Here is a 16,162-nt window from a genome sequence, read left to right as displayed (position 1 = left end):
ATGGCAATTCCAAAATTAACCGGTTACGCGCTGCCAGGCGCGGCAGATCTGCCGACCAACAAAGTGAACTGGACGATGGAGCCCGCGCGCGCCGCGCTGCTGATCCACGATATGCAGGAGTATTTCCTCAATTTCTGGGGTGATAACTGCCCGATGATGGCTCAGGTGGTGGCGAACATCGCCCGCCTGCGCGACTACTGCAAACAGCACAATATCCCGGTCTACTATACCGCCCAGCCGAAAGAGCAGAGCGATGAAGACCGCGCCCTGCTGAATGACATGTGGGGGCCGGGCCTGACCCGCTCCCCGGAGCAGCAGCGCATTGTTGCGGAGCTCACTCCGGATGAAGCCGACACCGTGCTGGTGAAGTGGCGCTACAGCGCCTTCCACCGCTCGCCGCTGGAGCAGATGCTGAAAGAGAGCGGCCGCGACCAGCTGATTATCACCGGCGTGTACGCTCACATCGGCTGCATGACCACCGCCACCGACGCCTTTATGCGCGATATTCAGCCGTTCTTCGTCGCCGATGCGCTGGCGGATTTCACCCGTGACGAGCATCTGATGTCGCTCAACTATGTGGCCGGTCGGTCCGGGCGCGTGGTGACCACTGACGAACTGCTGCCGTCCATTCCGGTCTCGAAAGCGGCGCTGCGCGAGCTGATCCTGCCTTTGCTGGATGAGTCCGACGAGCCGCTGGATGACGAAAACCTGATCGACTACGGTCTGGATTCGGTGCGGATGATGGCCCTGGCGGCGCGCTGGCGCAAAGTGCATGGCGATATCGACTTCGTGATGCTGGCGAAAAACCCGACCCTCGATGCATGGTGGGCGCTGCTCTCCCGCGAGGTGAAGTAATGGCTACGTTCGATTTCACCGGGAAAACCGTCTGGGTGACCGGAGCCGGGAAAGGCATCGGTTACGCCACCGCGCTGGCGTTCGCTGAGGCGGGCGCGCAGGTGACGGGCTTTGACGTTGCCTTCCCGCAGGCAAATTATCCCTTTGCCACCGAAGTGCTGAACGTGGCGGATGCTGTTCAGGTGAACAATGTTTGCGGACGTTTACTGGCGACGGTTGAACGTCTGGACGTGCTGGTGAATGCCGCCGGGATCCTGCGGATGGGGGCGACTGACCAGCTCTCGCAGGAGGACTGGCAGCAGACCTTTGCGGTCAACGTCGGCGGGGCGTTCAATCTGTTCCAGCAGACGATGGGCCAGTTCCGTCGTCAGCAGGGCGGGGCGATTGTCACCGTCGCCTCCGACGCGGCGCACACTCCGCGCATCGGTATGAGCGCTTATGGGGCCTCGAAAGCGGCGCTGAAAAGCCTGGCCCTGACCGTCGGCCTGGAGCTGGCGGGCAGCGGCGTGCGCTGTAATCTGGTGTCGCCGGGCTCTACCGATACCGACATGCAGCGCACCCTGTGGGTGAGCGACGACGCAGAACAGCAGCGCATTCGCGGCTTTGGCGAGCAGTTTAAGCTCGGCATTCCGCTGGGCAAAATCGCCCGTCCGCAGGAGATTGCCAGTACCGTGCTGTTCCTCGCCTCCGATCTCGCCAGCCACATCACCCTGCAGGATATTGTGGTGGATGGCGGCTCCACCCTGGGGGCCTAGATGATCTGGAAACGACATTTATCCCTGGAGGCGCTGAACGCCACCAGCCTGAACACCCTGGTGGCGCATCTGGGGATCCTCTATACCCGCATCGGCGACGATACGCTGGAAGCCGAGATGCCGGTGGATACCCGCACCCATCAACCGTTTGGTCTGCTGCACGGCGGCGCGTCGGCGGCGCTGGCGGAGACCCTGGGGTCGATGGCCGGTTTTCTGATGACCCGCGACGGACAGAGTGTGGTGGGGACCGAGCTGAACGCCACTCATCACCGGGCGGTGTCGCAGGGCATGGTGCGCGGGGTGTGTCAGCCGCTGCACCTCGGACGCACCAGCCAGAGCTGGGAGATTGTGGTGTATGACGAGCAGGGACGGCGATGCTGTACCTGCCGGTTAAGTACCATGGTATTGGGATAGGTTGTGCGCTGTTGCCGGGTGTTGTAGGCCCGGTAAGGCGAAGCCGCCACCGGGCGTTTCGCGCATGGCGGTTACAACATGGAAACAATCCGCTTCAACAACCGGATACGTGGCTCAATCGAGGCCTTATCCAGCCACTCTGCCGGGCTGTGGAAACCGGCCCCGATCGGGCCAAAACCGTCGAGGGTCGGAATACCGAGCGCCGCGGTATGGTTCGCATCGCTGCCGCCGCCGACCGCCTGCCATGTGATGGCGACCCCTTCTTCGCGTCCGGCTTTCTCAACCTGCGCCATCAACGCCTGTGTCGCTTCGCTGGCGGCCATCGCCGGTTTATGGTTCACGCGGGTGAGGGTGGTGGTGACCCCGTCGAGAAAACCTTTCGCGCATAACGCCTCCAGCGCCTGATGCACCCGATCGTATTCATCGTTCTCCCAGAAGCGCACGTCCAGCTCGGCATCTGCACTGTCGGCCACCACGTTGCCCGCGCTGCCGCCTTGTATCACCCCAGCGTTCAGCGTGGTGCCGCGTGCCAGGTCGGTTAAGTTGTTAATCGCCAGAATGCTGTGGGCCAGCGCCACGATCGCCGAACGGCCTTTTTCCGGGTCGTTACCGGCATGGGCCGCCACGCCGCTGAAGTGTAGCTGATAGCCCGCCATTCCTTTACGCGCTTTCACCAGTGACCCGTCGGCACGGGCAGCTTCGCACACCAGCACGCAGCGGGAACGTGTTGCCAGCTCGCCGATCCAGTGGTGCGAGTACACCGAGCCGGTCTCCTCGTCCGGGTTCATCGACACCGCAATCGACAGCCGCTGCTTATCGGCCACGTCCAGCCCGCGCATCGCCCACAGAATATTGAGCAGGCCGCTCTTCATGTCCGAGACGCCAGGACCGTACAGCCGGGTGTCATCCTGACTTAACGGGCGCGCTGCCACCGTGCCCGGAGCAAATACCGTGTCGAGATGGCCGACCAGCAGCACGTCGAATTGTTGCGCCTGCGGTTTGTTGGTGACAAACACGCCGGGGCCCACCCGATCGCCCAGGTCAACCTGTTCGGTGTGCCAGCCTTCAGCCTGCCACAGGCGCTGCATAATGCCCGCTACCGTCGCCACGCCGTCGAGGGTTTTGGTTCCGCAGTCAACGTTGACCAGGGTTTTCAGCTCTTCAATATAGTGTTCAAGATTCATGAGACGTCCTTTTTCAGAGAATAATGCGCATCAGCAGCATGGCTAAGAAGGCGTTAATCACCGAGATGGCGATCATCAGCGGAATGCGGGTGGCGCGGGTGCCAATCACCCCGAGGATGCGCCCGAGGTACTGCACCTGGGAGCCCATCAGGTAGATGGCCGGGGCGAGGATCGCCAGATGTTCGCCGGTGAGAATGCCCTTATCAAACAGGCCGATAGCGACGCCAATGCCGCCGCCCATCGACATCCAGCCGCCGATCAGCACCGCGGCGGCTTCCCCCGGCAGGCCAAACAGACCCATCAGCGGGGCGAATAGCATCCCCAGTCCTTTTAATGCGCCGGTGATCTCCAGCGCTTTAATGATGATAAAGGCCATCACCACGTTCGGCAGGGTGCTGCTGGTGGCGATACCCCAGCCTTTGCGGGCGCCTTCAACAAAGACGTCGGTGATAACAGGATTGGTGTTCGGGGCGCTCATCAGGCTTCTCCTTCTGCCGGGGTAGTGACGGGGGCTTTAGTCTGGAATCTGACAATCAGGCGCATCATATTGGCGCCGACGATTTTCATGATAAACATCACCGCAATACAGGCCCCGATGGAGGTTGGCACCGCCGCCGTGCCGTCGATAGCCACCAGGGTGAAGAGGATCGCGCCGGAGGAGAAGAAGTTGGTGATCATCGCGCCCGCCGAGAACTGGAACATGGCGAAGACATCTTTTTCGTTCTCGCTGATCTGCCCTTCATCCGCGAGGTTGCGGGTGAGCGACGCCCCCACATCGGTACTTTGCAGACTGCCGATCAACGCCAGCCCGGTAGTGCCGGGAATGCCCAGCAGCGGGCGCAGCAGCGGCGTCAGCAGCTTGCGTGCGGCCCGCAGCGCGCCATAATGCTCCAGCACGTTGATCATGCCGAGGGCAAACATCACCGCTGGAATAAGACCCAGAGCAAACAGAAAACCGTCCATCGCGCCGCTGCCGCCGGTGCCGCGAAAGGCACTGGTGGCGGTGGTTAAGGTGCCATCCTGCAGACTCGCTTTACTGACCACTTTGCCGAATGCACCGTTCAGGGTGGTGAAATCGAACACGCCATACCACTCTTTTCCGCCTAACAGGCCGGAGAAAAATACTGCCGCAAACGCCAGAGCGAAATACGCGCCGGGACCAACCTTGTACTCCTCAGGGGGTAAACTTTTCATATCCATTTCCTTGTTAACGTAGTGTCCTGCAAGGCTATTCTGGTGAGAAAAAGCAGAAAAAAACTGATGTAAATCATCCTGTAATTTCAGTTAAGAGAAAAATTGTTTGAATTGTGAGCTGGATAAGCCGGGAGCGGGGTGAAAGTGATCGGCTTAACAATGTTATGTAAATGACTGGTTGGATGTCTGTTTTTACGTGTAGTTGAGTTGTTAAATCTTAAGCGAGTGTTATAGATACAAAATGTAACATCTCACTTCTGCGATGATGGAAACCATATCATGAACAACTCAGGGAAATACCTCATCTGGGCAGGGCTCTCGGTGGTGGGGGCCTTTGCGCTGGGCTATATCGCCCTCAACCGCGGTGAACAGATCAATGCGCTGTGGATAGTCGTCGCAGCGGTCTGTATCTATCTGATTGCCTACCGTTTTTACGGTAAGTTTATCGCCCGTAACGTGCTCTCTGTCGATCCGACGCGCATGACGCCTGCGGTGCGGCATAACGACGGTCTGGACTACGTCCCGACCGACAAAAAGGTTCTGTTTGGTCACCACTTTGCCGCTATCGCCGGAGCCGGGCCGCTGGTCGGGCCGGTGCTTGCCGCGCAGATGGGCTATCTCCCGGGGATGATCTGGATCCTCGCCGGGGTGGTGCTGGCCGGGGCGGTGCAGGACTTTATGGTGCTGTTCGTCTCCACCCGCCGCGACGGGCGCTCGCTCGGCGAGCTGGTGAAAGAGGAGATGGGCCCTACCGCCGGGGTGATTGCCCTAGTGGCCTGCTTTATGATCATGGTGATTATCCTCGCCGTACTGGCGATGATCGTGGTGAAAGCCCTGACCCACAGCCCGTGGGGGACTTACACCGTCGCCTTTACCATTCCACTGGCGATCTTCATGGGGATCTACATTCGCTATCTGCGCCCGGGGCGCATTGGCGAAGTGTCGGTGATTGGCCTGTTCTTCCTGATTTTCGCCATTATCTCCGGCGGCTGGGTGGCCGAGAGCCCAACCTGGGCCCCGTACTTTGACTATACCGGCGTGCAGCTGACCTGGATGCTGGTGGGCTACGGCTTTGTGGCGGCGGTGCTGCCGGTGTGGCTGCTGCTGGCTCCGCGCGATTACCTCTCCACCTTCCTGAAAATCGGCACCATTGTCGGCCTGGCGATCGGCATTCTGATTATGCGTCCGACCCTGACCATGCCTGCGGTGACCAAGTTTATTGACGGCACCGGCCCGGTCTGGTCCGGCAACATGTTCCCGTTCCTGTTTATTACCATCGCCTGTGGCGCGGTCTCTGGCTTCCATGCCCTGATCGCCTCCGGCACCACGCCGAAGATGCTGGCCAATGAAAGCCAGGCCTGCTTTATCGGCTACGGCGGCATGCTGATGGAGTCCTTCGTCGCCATTATGGCGCTGGTCTCGGCCTGCATTATCGATCCGGGCGTCTACTTTGCGATGAACAGCCCGATTGCAGTGCTGGCTCCGGCCGGTACGGCGGACGTGGTGGCCTCTGCGGCCCAGGTGGTGAGCGGCTGGGGCTTTGCTATTACCCCGGAAACCCTGACCCATATCGCCAATGAGGTGGGTGAGCAGTCGATTATCTCCCGTGCGGGCGGGGCGCCGACCCTGGCGGTGGGGATGGCCTACATTCTGCACGGCGCGCTGGGCGGCCTGATGGATGTGTCGTTCTGGTATCACTTTGCGATCCTGTTCGAAGCGCTGTTTATCCTGACGGCGGTGGATGCGGGAACCCGTGCGGCACGCTTTATGCTGCAGGATCTGCTGGGGGTCATCTCTCCGGGGCTGAAACGCACCGAATCGCTGCCGGCCAACCTGCTGGCGACGGCCCTCTGCGTGCTGGCGTGGGGTTACTTCCTGCATCAGGGGGTGGTCGATCCGCTGGGCGGCATCAACACCCTGTGGCCGCTGTTCGGTATCGCTAACCAGATGCTGGCCGGTATGGCGCTGATGCTCTGCGCGGTGGTGCTGTTCAAGATGAAACGTCAGCGTTATGCCTGGGTGGCTCTGGTGCCGACGGCCTGGCTGCTGATCTGTACCCTGACCGCGGGCTGGCAGAAAGCGTTTAGCCCGGATGCGAAAGTCGGCTTCCTCGCTATCGCCAATAAGTTCCAGGGGATGATCGACAGCGGCAAGATCCCGGCGCAGTACACCGAGTCGCAGCTGTCCCAGCTGGTGTTTAACAACCGTCTGGATGCCGGGCTGACCATCTTCTTTATGGTGGTGGTTGTGGTGCTGGCGCTGTATTCTCTGAAGACCGCGCTGGCCGCCCTGAAGCAGGACAAGCCAACGGCGAAAGAGACACCCTATGAGCCGATGCCTGCCAACTATGAAGAGATTGTGACCCAGGCGAAAAGTGCCCATTAAAGACAATGCCGGGTGGCGCTTGCGCTTACCCGGCCTGTATTTCCAGTGAGATGAAGCTATGTTCGATACCCTATCCAAAGCAGGCAAGTACTTAGGCCAGGCCGCAAAAATGATGATCGGCGTGCCGGATTACGACAACTACGTTGAGCATATGCGCGTCAACCATCCCGACCAGACCCCGATGACCTACGAAGAATTCTTCCGCGATCGTCAGGACGCCCGCTACGGCGCCAAAGGCGGAGCGAAGTGCTGTTAACCCTCTTTCGGCAGGTACAGGCTGATCTGCTCTTGTTTACAGCCGTAAATAGCCGCCAGTTTTTCACGGGTGCGTTTTTGCGGACGGGAGTCGACGGCTTCCAGCTGTGACACGGCAGACTGGCTGATGCCCAGTTTGTCGGCAACTTCCTGTTGCGATAACCCGCGCAGGATGCGCCAGGCGGCCTGCAGGCTGACGTTTTCGCTGTGCATCAGGTTGCAAACTTCCCCCGGTAAACCGACATTGTCATAAATATCTGATTCGTAGGGGATATCCTCCCACTCGTTTTCATCCTCGTCATCGTACTCCAGCATGGCTAAGCGCATGTGGAAATATTCGCTGTACGGAATGACGGCATATTGCGCCTTTCCTTCTTCATCCTTAATTATCTGAACAGCCATATTCCGTATGCTCCTCATGTAGATAAGTAGTGGTTGTCCGACGCTTTACTGAAACAACGTAACAGGCATCACTGAACTGATTCGCTAAGGTGTAGATGACTCTGTAATCACCCAGTCGCAATCGATAGTGATGCTGGGGCGAGGATAATTTTTTGATATCCGCTACCGGAGCGGCGTTGTCATCCAACCCTGCCAGTCTGGATTCAATTCGTTTTCGATATCGGGGATCAATTTTAGCCAACTGCTTCTCTGCAGTTTTTGACCACACAATCTTCATCCGTACCTCCACTGTACGCCCACACAAAATATAAGGAAATAATAAGACTATTAGATAAATTCCGAATGTCTTATGGGCTACTGTAGGTCGGGGGCTGGCGCGGAGAAACCGGCAAAAAGTGGATTATCGAGGCGGGTCGAAAATACCTCTGCCGGGCGACAGAGGCGTGCATAACCTTTGCGAGCAGGCGTCAGGCGTTCAGGCCGCCATCCACGTCCAGCCCGGTGCCGGAAATCTGCCCGGCGGCAGGGCTGGCGAGGAAGGTGACCGCGGCGGCGATATCTTCCGGCTGACCGTAATGCCCGGTGGCAATGAGCTGACGCTGGGATGGGGCCTGCTCACCATCTTCAGGGTTCATATCACTGTTGGTAGGCCCGGGGTGGACCAGATTGACGGTAATGCCGCGCGGGCCGAGGTCACGCGCCAGGCCGCGGGTCAGGGAGTTGAGCGCCGATTTGGTCATCGAATAGACCGCGATACCCGGCTGGGCGACGCGGTTGGCCAGACAGCTGCCGATGTTAATAATGCGTCCGCCGTCGGACATATGCCCCAGTGCGGCCTGGATGGCGATCACCACCCCGCGAATATTGACGTTAATCAGGGCGTCAATATCCGCCAGGGTCATGGACTCCAGCGGGCCGCCGCGCGCAATCCCGGCGTTGTTGACCAGAATATCCAGTCCGCCCAGGGTGCGCGCCGCATGGGTGACGGCATCCTGAATGGCCTCTGCGCTGGCGCTATCGGCCTGAATCGCCTCGCTGTGCCGCCCCAACGCCGTAATTTCATCGGCAACGGCCTGGGCTTTATCGGCCGATTTCTCGTAGGTGATAACCACATCGGCACCCGCCCGGGCCAGCGAGAGCGCAATGGCGCGACCTAAACCCCGGCTGGCCCCAGTAACCAGCGCCTTCTTACCTGTTAAATCGATCTGCATGATGACCTCAACTCAAGAGTGATGAGAACCCTCATTAGGTATAGAAGGCGCGTGTCCGGCGTCAATGCGCCGGGTGGCTGAGGTTTTCCACTTTCTCAAACGCGGCGCGCAGGATCGCTGGCGTCAGGGCAATCGGCAGGGCATGGATCGACTCCACCGGGCGCAGGGTATGGGCGATCACCCGATCCAGCTCGTCGCGGTTGTGGATGTCCACCTCCAGCGAGCGCAGGGTGGTCGGCAGGTTAAAGCGCTGATACGCCGCCACCAGCTCGCGCAGAACATCGTCCTGACCAAGCAGGGCGCTCTGGACCAGAATGCCGTACGCCACTTTGGTGCCGTGGAGGAACTGCGCGGTCTGCGGCAGCACCGTCAGGCCGTTATGCACCGCATGCGCCGCCGCCACGCGGGTGTAGCGTTCTCCCAGCCCGCCCACCATGCCGCCACCGGCGATGATGGCGTCCACCACGTCATGAAACTCCCGGGTGACCTCGCGGCGCGTCTGGTCCGCCAGCGCCTGCTCGCTCTGTTCCAGCAGTACGTCGCGGATCGCCAGCGCGCCGTTGATCCCGAGTCTGACCGTCAGCGGCAGCTGTTCAGGCTGCGGGGCCAGCACTACCGCTTCATACCATTTCGCCAGGGTATCGCCGATCCCCGCCAGCAGGTACTCCGCAGGAGCATTGAGGATAATCTCCGGCTCGACCAGCACCAGGTAGTTGGCGTCGTCAAAAATCTCGAAGTGCAGCGCCTGCCCGGCATCGTTGTACCACACCGACAGCGGGGTCCAGGCGGCACAGGTGGCGGCGATGGTCGGGATAGCAACCACCGGCAGGCCCAGACGACGGGCCACCGCTTTGGCGGTATCCAGCAGCGCACCGCCGCCGAGGCCAATCACCACGCTGCGGTTATCGCCCGCCTCCTGCACCAGCTGATTCACATCGTGCTCGCTGCAGTGGCCTTTAAACAGCAGATGTCTGGCTCCCTCGGTATGGAAGCTCTCCGGCAGGAAGGGTTTCGCCCCGGCAAGGGCGCGTTCACCGTATATCCATACCGCCCGGGAGAGCTGTTCCGGGGTGAAAAAGGCGTCCAGGCGGGCAAGGGCTCCGCGGTGAGAGTAGTAGTTGGCCGGGCCGGGAACGACGCGGATATCGGTGTTGCTCATGATGGTGTCCTTTTTATGAAGCGCTAACCCGATGTTATGGCTAGACATCCAGATGGCTAATACTATTTTGCTTTATCTTATGCTTTTTCCGTCGTTGCCAGCCAGACCCGGCTGTGAAAAATTCCATAAATCAAAAGATTAATGACAGGAGAGCACCGAGAATGTCCACCAGTCGCCTCGAGATGCGCGGCATCAGCCTGGCTTTTTCTGGCTTTCAGGCGTTGTCGCGCGTCGATTTCACCCTGACGGGCGGATCGGTTCACGCGCTCACGGGCGCGAACGGCGCAGGGAAATCCACCCTGATGGCGGTCCTGTGCGGTACGCACGCGCGCTATGAAGGCGAAATCAGCATCAATAACCAGCTCGTCACCATTCGCGAGCCGGTGGATGCCAAACAGCTGGGCATCCATCTGGTGCAGCAGGAGGTGGACGTGGCGCTGATCCCCGGCCTGAGCATTGCGGAAAACATCATGCTCGATCATCTGGCGCAGCCGGGACACCGCTTCCACTGGGGGAAACTGCGCGAGCAGGCCCGACAGGCGCTGGTGCAGCTTGATGTCACCCTCGACGTGCGGCAATCCATCGACGGCTGCTCGCTGGCGGAAAAGCAGCAAATTTTGCTGGCCCGGGCGCTGTCCCATCACTGCCGCTTTTTAATTCTGGATGAACCCACCGCCCCGCTGGACGCCCACGAGAGCGAGCGGCTGTTCGCCGTGGTGCGACGCTTGCAGCAGCAGGGGCTCGGGGTGGTGTTTATCTCTCACCGCATTCACGAGCTGAAGGCGATCTGCGACACCTTAACGGTGCTGCGCGACGGGAAGCTGATTGAGTCCGGCCCGATGGCGGATCTCAGCGGCGAGGCGATTGTCGAGAAGATGCTGGGTCATGAACTGAGCGATATCTATCCGCCTGCGCGTCCCCCACACAGCGCCGAAACGCTGCTGCGCGTGGAAGGATTACATGACGAAGGGCTGCTGAAGGATATCTCCCTGCACCTGCGCAAGGGTGAAATTCTCGGCATTGCCGGACTGGCGGGCGCTGGGAAAACCGAGCTCTGCAAGGCGCTGTTTGGCGCCAGCAAAAGCCAGGTGACCAGGGGCGAGCTGAATCAAAAGCCGTGGAAACCGCGCGACCCGGCGGACTCCGTGCTGCGCGGGCTGGCGCTGGTGCCCGAAGAGCGGCGCAAAGAGGGTATTTTTATCGATGAGCCGGTGAGCATGAACCTGGCGGTGTCAGCGGATAACAGCTTTTCGCGCTGGAGCCTGTTTGGTCATCGCCAGGCCTGGCGCTGGGCGGAAGAGGTGATCGCCCGGGTGGGCGTGCGCACCCGCGGACCGGGGCAGGTGCTGCGCCGTCTGTCGGGCGGCAACCAGCAGAAGGTGGCGATCGGCAAATGGCTGCGCGGCAACGCCCAGGTGCTGATCTTCGACGAGCCCACTAAAGGGGTGGACGTGAAGGCCAAAACCGATCTGTTCCAGCTGATTGACGGCCTGGCGCGGGAAGGCAAAGGGGTGATTTATGCCTCAGGGGAATTCGCCGAGCTGGTGGGCCTGTGCGACCGCATCTGCGTGCTGTGGGACGGGCGCATCGTGGCGGAACTCGAGGGGGCAACCGCCCGCGAAGAGACATTACTTTATTATTCAACCGGAGGAACGGCGTCGTGAGCAAGGCCCTTTCAGTGACTGCAGCGGCGTCTGGCCGTCAGCAAATTTTCGATTTTCTCTACAAATGGGGCATGTTGCTGACGGTGGTCGCGCTGGTGGCCATTTTCGGCGTGGCGTCAGAGAACTTCCTCGATCCGAACAACATCATCAACATTCTGCGTTCCATCGCCATCGTGACGGTGATTGCCATCGGCGTCTCCATCTCGCTGACCATTGGCGGGTTTGACCTTTCCGTGGGTTCCACCGCCTCGCTGGCGAATGCGCTGGTGATCTCGCTGTTTGTCTGGCACGGCTTCGGCACCACCGAGTCGATTCTGATTACGCTCGCGCTCTGCACCCTGGTGGGGCTGTTTAACGCCTTTTTGATCGTCATCCTGCGCATCCCCGACATGCTCGCGACGCTGGCCAGCCTGTTTGTGATCCAGGGCGTGGCGATGACTTACAGCTACGGCGGGTCGATTACCGAAAACATGGTCCTGCCGAGCGGTGACATGGCGGAAGGGACTATCCCGGCGGCGTTTGGCGCACTGGGGCAGGTGCCGACCATCGTCATTATCATGCTGGCGGTGACCTTGCTGGCGCAGCTGGGGCTGTCGTTGACCACTCACGGACGCCGCATGTACGCCATTGGCGGTAACCCGGAAGCGGCGCGCCTGTCCGGCATTCGCACCACCCGCTACAAGGTGGCGGCCTACGTGATTGCCTCGCTGCTGGCGGGCCTCGGCGGCATTCTGCTGGCCTCACGCATCGGTTCCTCGCAGGTGAATGCGGGCGGCGGCTATCTGATGGATGCGGTGGCGGCGGCGTGGATCGGCTTCTCGCTGGCCGGTTCCGGCAAACCAAACGCGCTGGGCACCCTGGTGGGGGCGGTGATCCTCGGGGTGCTCTCCAACGGGCTGGTGATGCTCTCGGTGCCCTATTACGCCATGGACATTATAAAAGGGCTGGTGCTGGCGATTGCGCTGGCCATCACCTACGTACAAAAACGTTAACAACACGACGGGAATAAAAATGAAAAAAATTGCACTCTCTTTGCTGACCCTGGGATTACTGAGTTCACTGCCGGGCTATGCGGCGACCCCTGCGCCAGTGCCGGCAGCCATCGCCAACCACGACGGGCAGATCCGCATCGCGGTGATCCGTAACCTCGGTTCTGACGACAACACCACCCAGTTTGTGGCCGGGGCGATCCAGGAAGGGAAGAAGCTCGGCTTTAAGGTCAGCACCTTTTTAAGCAACGGCGATGACGCCAAATTCCAGGACTTCGTTAACCAGGCGATCACCCAGAAATATGACGGGATTATCCTCTCCCAGGGGCGCGATCCGTACTCCACCGCGCTGGTGAAAAAAGCCGTCGATGCCGGGATCAAAGTGGCGGTGTTCGATACTGCAGTGAATGGAGAGATCCCGGGCGTGACCGTCACCCAGCAGGATGATGCCTCCCTGACCAACCTCTCCTTCGGCCAGCTGGTGAAAGATTTCAACGGCAAGGCCAACATCATCAAACTGTGGGTGGCCGGTTTCCCGCCGATGGAGCGTCGTCAGACCGCCTATCAGGCGCTGCTGAAGCAGAACCCGGGCATCAAAGAGCTGGAGTCCATCGGCGCGGTGTCGTCTGACGTGCAGGGTGACACCGCCAATAAAGTGGGCGCGGTGCTGGCGAAATACCCGAAAGGCAAGATCGACGCCATCTGGGGCACCTGGGATGCCTTCAGCCAGGGTGCTTATAAAGCGTTGAAAGAGAACGGCCGTACCGAGATCAAACTCTACAGCATCGACATCTCCAACCAGGATCTGCAGCTTATGCGCGAGGCGGGCAGCCCGTGGGTGGTGAGCGTGGCGGTGGATCCGAAGCTGATTGGCGCGACCAACGTGCGTCTGATTGCCAATAAGATTGCCGGGGAAGCGACGCCAGCGACCTATGACTTTAAAGCGGCGGCTATTCCACAGGCGCTGCTGTCGGCCCAGCCGGGCGCAGTGAACGTGGCGTCGCTGGGTAAAATCATCCCGGGCTGGGGTCAGACCGAAGACTTTATCGCCCCGTGGTTCGCGACGCTGGAAGCTAAGGCAAAATAACATTGCCGGGTGGCGGCTGCGCCTTACCCGGCCTACAGTCCGTAGGCCCGGTAAGCGCAGCGCCACCGGGCATCAGGAGGTTGCATGTCTGCATTACCCACCCCCGAATACAGCCGCAATATGCGCTTAATCGGCCACAGCGATCAGGGCGGTCGCCCGGACGGCGTGCAGCTGATGGTCCATCGCGGCTTTGCCTACATCGGCCATATGGTGTCGCAGGGCTTCTCGATCGTCGACGTGCGCGACCCGAAGAACCCGAAGGCCGCAGGCTATGTCCCCGCGCCGCCCGGTACCTGGAACGTGCATCTCCAGGCGCATGACGATCTGCTACTGGTGATCAACGCCCGGGATCTGTTTGCCGATGCCCGCTTTGCTGACGAAAAGGTCTACTACACCCGCCAGGTGGGGGAGACGGTCAGCGACGTGCAGGACAAAGGCTGGAGCGCCGGGCTGCGCGTGTTTGATATCTCCACCCCCGATAAGCCGCGGGAGATCGGTTTTCTCTCGCTGAGTGGTATCGGTATTCACCGCATCTGGTATGTGGGCGGGCGCTGGGCCTATGTCTCAGCGCTGATCGACGGCTTCACCGATTACATCTTCCTGACCATCGATCTGACAGATCCGCGCAAGCCGGAAGTTGCCGGGCGCTGGTGGCTGCCGGGAATGAACCAGGCGGCAGGTGAAAAACCGGACTGGCCGGAGGGCAAGCGCTATGCCCTGCATCACGCCATTATCGCCGGGGATACCGCCTATGGCAGCTGGCGCGACGGCGGCCTGACGCTGCTGGATGTGAAGGATCGCAGCCAGCCGAAACTCATCAGCCATCGCAACTGGAGCCCGCCGTTTGGCGGCGGCACCCATACCGCGCTGCCGCTGCCGGATCGTGACCTTTTGGTGGTGCTGGACGAGGCGGTGCTCGACAACCAGGAAGACGGCGAGAAGCTGATCTGGCTGTTTGATATTCGCGAGCCGTCGAACCCGGTGAGTATCGCCACCTTCCCGCAACCAAAAGAGCGGGATTACGTGGCAAAAGGGGCGCACTTTGGGCCGCACAACCTGCACGAAAACCGCCCCGGGAGCTTTGTCAGCTCAACGCTGATTTTTGCCACGTACCAGAATGCGGGCGTGCGTGCATACGACATTTCGGACCCGTATCGTCCGGTGGAGACCGGGGCGCTGGTGCCTGCCGCACCGGAGAAGATGATGGATACCCGGCCAGGGCGTCCGCAGGTGATCCAGTCCTGTGATGTATTTGTCGATGCCGAGGGGATTATCTACAGCACGGATTATAACGGTGGGTTGTCAGTGATTGAGTATCTGGGGTAGTGATGTAGGCCGGGTAAGGCGACGCCGCCACCCGGCAAACAGGCCGCACTCAACTATACTGACGCACCCGCGCCACCAGCTCATCCAGGCTGTCGATTCGGTCGGCAATTACAATCAACGCTCTACCGAGAGTGATGGCGTGGCGCAGGCATTCATGGCGCATCTCGTCATCGCGAATGGTGTCGATATCCGCTACGTGGGATAAACCCACGCTGCGGCGGATCAGTTCTGTGCCGCAGAAGCCAATCGCGTCATGCCATACCTTTTTCAGAAACTCGCTGGCATAGCCCGGCACGCACAGTGCCGCATCGCGGGATTTCTCCGTAGCCAGCGCCTGGAAACGTTCCGCGAAGGTGCTCCACAGCTGCTGGATATCGATCAGGCGCTGCTCACGTCCGGCGGCGGCATCACGGATGCCGAGATGCCCCGGCAGGCCGCAGAAGTTCAGCAGCAGGTTGCCGATGGCCGTACCCACATCAAACCCGATCGGGCCGAAATAACCGAACTCCGCGTCAATGGCTTTCAGGCTGCCGTCGGCAACGAAAATCGAGCCGCTGTGGATGTCGCCGTGCAGCAGCGCTTCGGCCTGAGAGAAGAAGCGGTGCTTCAGGGAGGCGACGGCAATCTTCAACTGATGATCATTGCGCAGGGCGGCGACGTCGTTTTCCAGCGCCGTCGGGTAGTTGTTACGCTCGTGGATCTGGTACGGATCGTTGAAGAACAGATCCTCGGTGATCTCGCACATCTCCGGGTTGATGAACTGCGCCACCTGCGCCTTTTTGGCGTGCGGATGGAGATAAAAATCGCTGGTGTGGAACAGGGTATGGGCGAGGTATTCACCCAGCTGGCGGGCGGCCTGCGGGTAATACACATTGTTGATCAGCTCGCCGCGCCAGATCTTATGGCTGGAGAGATCTTCCATCACCATTACCGCCAGTTCCGGGTCGAAGTGGTGGATTTTCACCGTGTGCTGCGGGCTGTGCTGGTAGTGTTCTACCAGGGTTTGCGCTTCGAGACGGGCGCGGTCCAGCGTCAGCGGCCAGGATTCGCCCACGCAGCGCACGTAGGGCAGGGCCTGCTTGACCACGATGCGGCTCACGCCTGCGCGGTCGAAAATTTTAAACACCAGATTGAGGTTGCCGTCGCCTACCTCCTGCGCCTCCACCAGTGACGAGGGGTCTTCGAGGCCGCCAAACTGTTGGGCGTAAGCCACGGCGTCCTGAGCGGTAAAGGTACGGTATTGCGACATTGCCAGTTCCTCATCTGTTCGGTAATAAAGACA

General features: G+C 60.3%; 17 protein-coding genes. 9 read left to right on the top strand and 8 right to left on the bottom strand.

Translation table 11 applies throughout. The features are described from left to right. From M8318_RS19790 to entH, 3 genes are read left to right on the top strand one after another with little or no spacing between them, the layout of a single operon-like run. Entirely contained in the window at positions 1 to 855 is an 855-nt protein-coding gene (locus M8318_RS19790) for an isochorismatase (protein WP_262664113.1), read from the top strand. Further along, the gene (entA, locus tag M8318_RS19785) at positions 855 to 1,610 is read left to right on the top strand and encodes a 2,3-dihydro-2,3-dihydroxybenzoate dehydrogenase EntA (protein WP_262664112.1); all 756 of its coding nucleotides are present in this window, start codon (positions 855 to 857) and stop codon (positions 1,608 to 1,610) included. Before M8318_RS19790 ends, entA begins: the two co-directional genes overlap by 1 nt. Continuing rightward, a complete protein-coding gene (gene entH / locus M8318_RS19780; RefSeq protein WP_262664111.1) occupies positions 1,611 to 2,024 on the top strand; it encodes a proofreading thioesterase EntH in 414 nt (137 codons plus the stop codon). Between the two features lie 71 nt (positions 2,025 to 2,095). Here the strand turns inward: entH and M8318_RS19775 are convergent, their stop codons facing one another. Genes M8318_RS19775 through M8318_RS19765 form a run of 3 tightly spaced genes read right to left on the bottom strand, consistent with a single transcriptional unit; the run spans position 2,096 to position 4,402 of the window. After that, entirely contained in the window at positions 2,096 to 3,208 is a 1,113-nt protein-coding gene (locus M8318_RS19775; RefSeq protein ID WP_262664110.1) for a M20 family metallopeptidase, read from the bottom strand. 13 nt (positions 3,209 to 3,221) lie between these two features. Further along, positions 3,222 to 3,686, bottom strand: coding sequence for a YjiG family protein (locus tag M8318_RS19770; RefSeq protein ID WP_106992291.1), 465 nt, complete (start codon positions 3,684 to 3,686; stop codon positions 3,222 to 3,224). Then, the gene (locus tag M8318_RS19765) at positions 3,686 to 4,402 is read right to left on the bottom strand and encodes a nucleoside recognition domain-containing protein (RefSeq protein WP_262664109.1); all 717 of its coding nucleotides are present in this window, start codon (positions 4,400 to 4,402) and stop codon (positions 3,686 to 3,688) included. Before M8318_RS19765 ends, M8318_RS19770 begins: the two co-directional genes overlap by 1 nt. Positions 4,403 to 4,681: 279 nt before the next feature. On the opposite strand from M8318_RS19765, the gene cstA reads away from it, so the two are divergent. Further along, the gene (gene cstA / locus M8318_RS19760) at positions 4,682 to 6,787 is read left to right on the top strand and encodes a pyruvate/proton symporter CstA (RefSeq protein ID WP_225759315.1); all 2,106 of its coding nucleotides are present in this window, start codon (positions 4,682 to 4,684) and stop codon (positions 6,785 to 6,787) included. A gap of 58 nt (positions 6,788 to 6,845) precedes the next feature. Beyond that, complete coding sequence (locus M8318_RS19755; RefSeq protein ID WP_142488620.1) at positions 6,846 to 7,043, top strand: YbdD/YjiX family protein; 198 nt, start codon at positions 6,846 to 6,848, stop codon at positions 7,041 to 7,043. On the opposite strand, the gene M8318_RS19750 is transcribed toward M8318_RS19755, so the two are convergent. The 4 genes from M8318_RS19750 to M8318_RS19735 all read right to left on the bottom strand — a co-directional run bounded on the left by M8318_RS19750 (position 7,040) and on the right by M8318_RS19735 (position 9,814). Then, a complete protein-coding gene (locus M8318_RS19750; RefSeq protein ID WP_262664106.1) occupies positions 7,040 to 7,444 on the bottom strand; it encodes a helix-turn-helix domain-containing protein in 405 nt (134 codons plus the stop codon). The genes M8318_RS19755 and M8318_RS19750 overlap by 4 nt on opposite strands. Further along, positions 7,425 to 7,721 (bottom strand): type II toxin-antitoxin system RelE family toxin, encoded by a 297-nt coding sequence (locus M8318_RS19745; RefSeq protein ID WP_262664105.1) that lies wholly within the window; start codon positions 7,719 to 7,721, stop codon positions 7,425 to 7,427. Before M8318_RS19745 ends, M8318_RS19750 begins: the two co-directional genes overlap by 20 nt. A gap of 190 nt (positions 7,722 to 7,911) precedes the next feature. Beyond that, positions 7,912 to 8,655 carry an SDR family NAD(P)-dependent oxidoreductase gene (locus tag M8318_RS19740; RefSeq protein WP_262664104.1) on the bottom strand — a complete coding sequence of 248 codons (744 nt, stop codon included), beginning with the start codon at positions 8,653 to 8,655 and terminating at the stop codon, positions 7,912 to 7,914. A 61-nt stretch (positions 8,656 to 8,716) separates the two neighbouring features. Next, positions 8,717 to 9,814 (bottom strand): oxidoreductase, encoded by a 1,098-nt coding sequence (locus M8318_RS19735; protein ID WP_262664103.1) that lies wholly within the window; start codon positions 9,812 to 9,814, stop codon positions 8,717 to 8,719. Between the two features lie 161 nt (positions 9,815 to 9,975). Between M8318_RS19735 and M8318_RS19730 the strand changes: the two genes are divergently transcribed. The 4 genes from M8318_RS19730 to M8318_RS19715 all read left to right on the top strand — a co-directional run bounded on the left by M8318_RS19730 (position 9,976) and on the right by M8318_RS19715 (position 14,880). Beyond that, on the top strand, positions 9,976 to 11,478 hold the full coding sequence (locus tag M8318_RS19730) for a sugar ABC transporter ATP-binding protein (RefSeq protein ID WP_262664101.1): 1,503 nt from the start codon (positions 9,976 to 9,978) through the stop codon (positions 11,476 to 11,478). Beyond that, on the top strand, positions 11,475 to 12,470 hold the full coding sequence (locus M8318_RS19725; protein WP_032616998.1) for an ABC transporter permease: 996 nt from the start codon (positions 11,475 to 11,477) through the stop codon (positions 12,468 to 12,470). The genes M8318_RS19730 and M8318_RS19725 overlap by 4 nt, the downstream gene beginning before the upstream one ends. A 19-nt stretch (positions 12,471 to 12,489) precedes the next feature. After that, entirely contained in the window at positions 12,490 to 13,554 is a 1,065-nt protein-coding gene (locus M8318_RS19720) for a sugar ABC transporter substrate-binding protein (RefSeq protein WP_262664100.1), read from the top strand. Between the two features lie 84 nt (positions 13,555 to 13,638). Further along, positions 13,639 to 14,880, top strand: a complete 1,242-nt coding sequence (locus M8318_RS19715; RefSeq protein ID WP_262664099.1) for an LVIVD repeat-containing protein — start codon at positions 13,639 to 13,641, stop codon at positions 14,878 to 14,880. A gap of 49 nt (positions 14,881 to 14,929) precedes the next feature. Here M8318_RS19715 and mtnK read toward each other — a convergent pair whose 3' ends face one another. Continuing rightward, complete coding sequence (gene mtnK / locus M8318_RS19710) at positions 14,930 to 16,129, bottom strand: S-methyl-5-thioribose kinase (RefSeq protein WP_262664097.1); 1,200 nt, start codon at positions 16,127 to 16,129, stop codon at positions 14,930 to 14,932. Between the last annotated feature and the right edge of the window lie 33 nt (positions 16,130 to 16,162).

This window comes from Leclercia tamurae, from assembly GCF_025566055.1.
Taxonomy (GTDB): Bacteria; Pseudomonadota; Gammaproteobacteria; order Enterobacterales; family Enterobacteriaceae; genus Enterobacter; species Enterobacter tamurae.
This window is presented reverse-complemented; position numbering and strand designations above follow the sequence as displayed.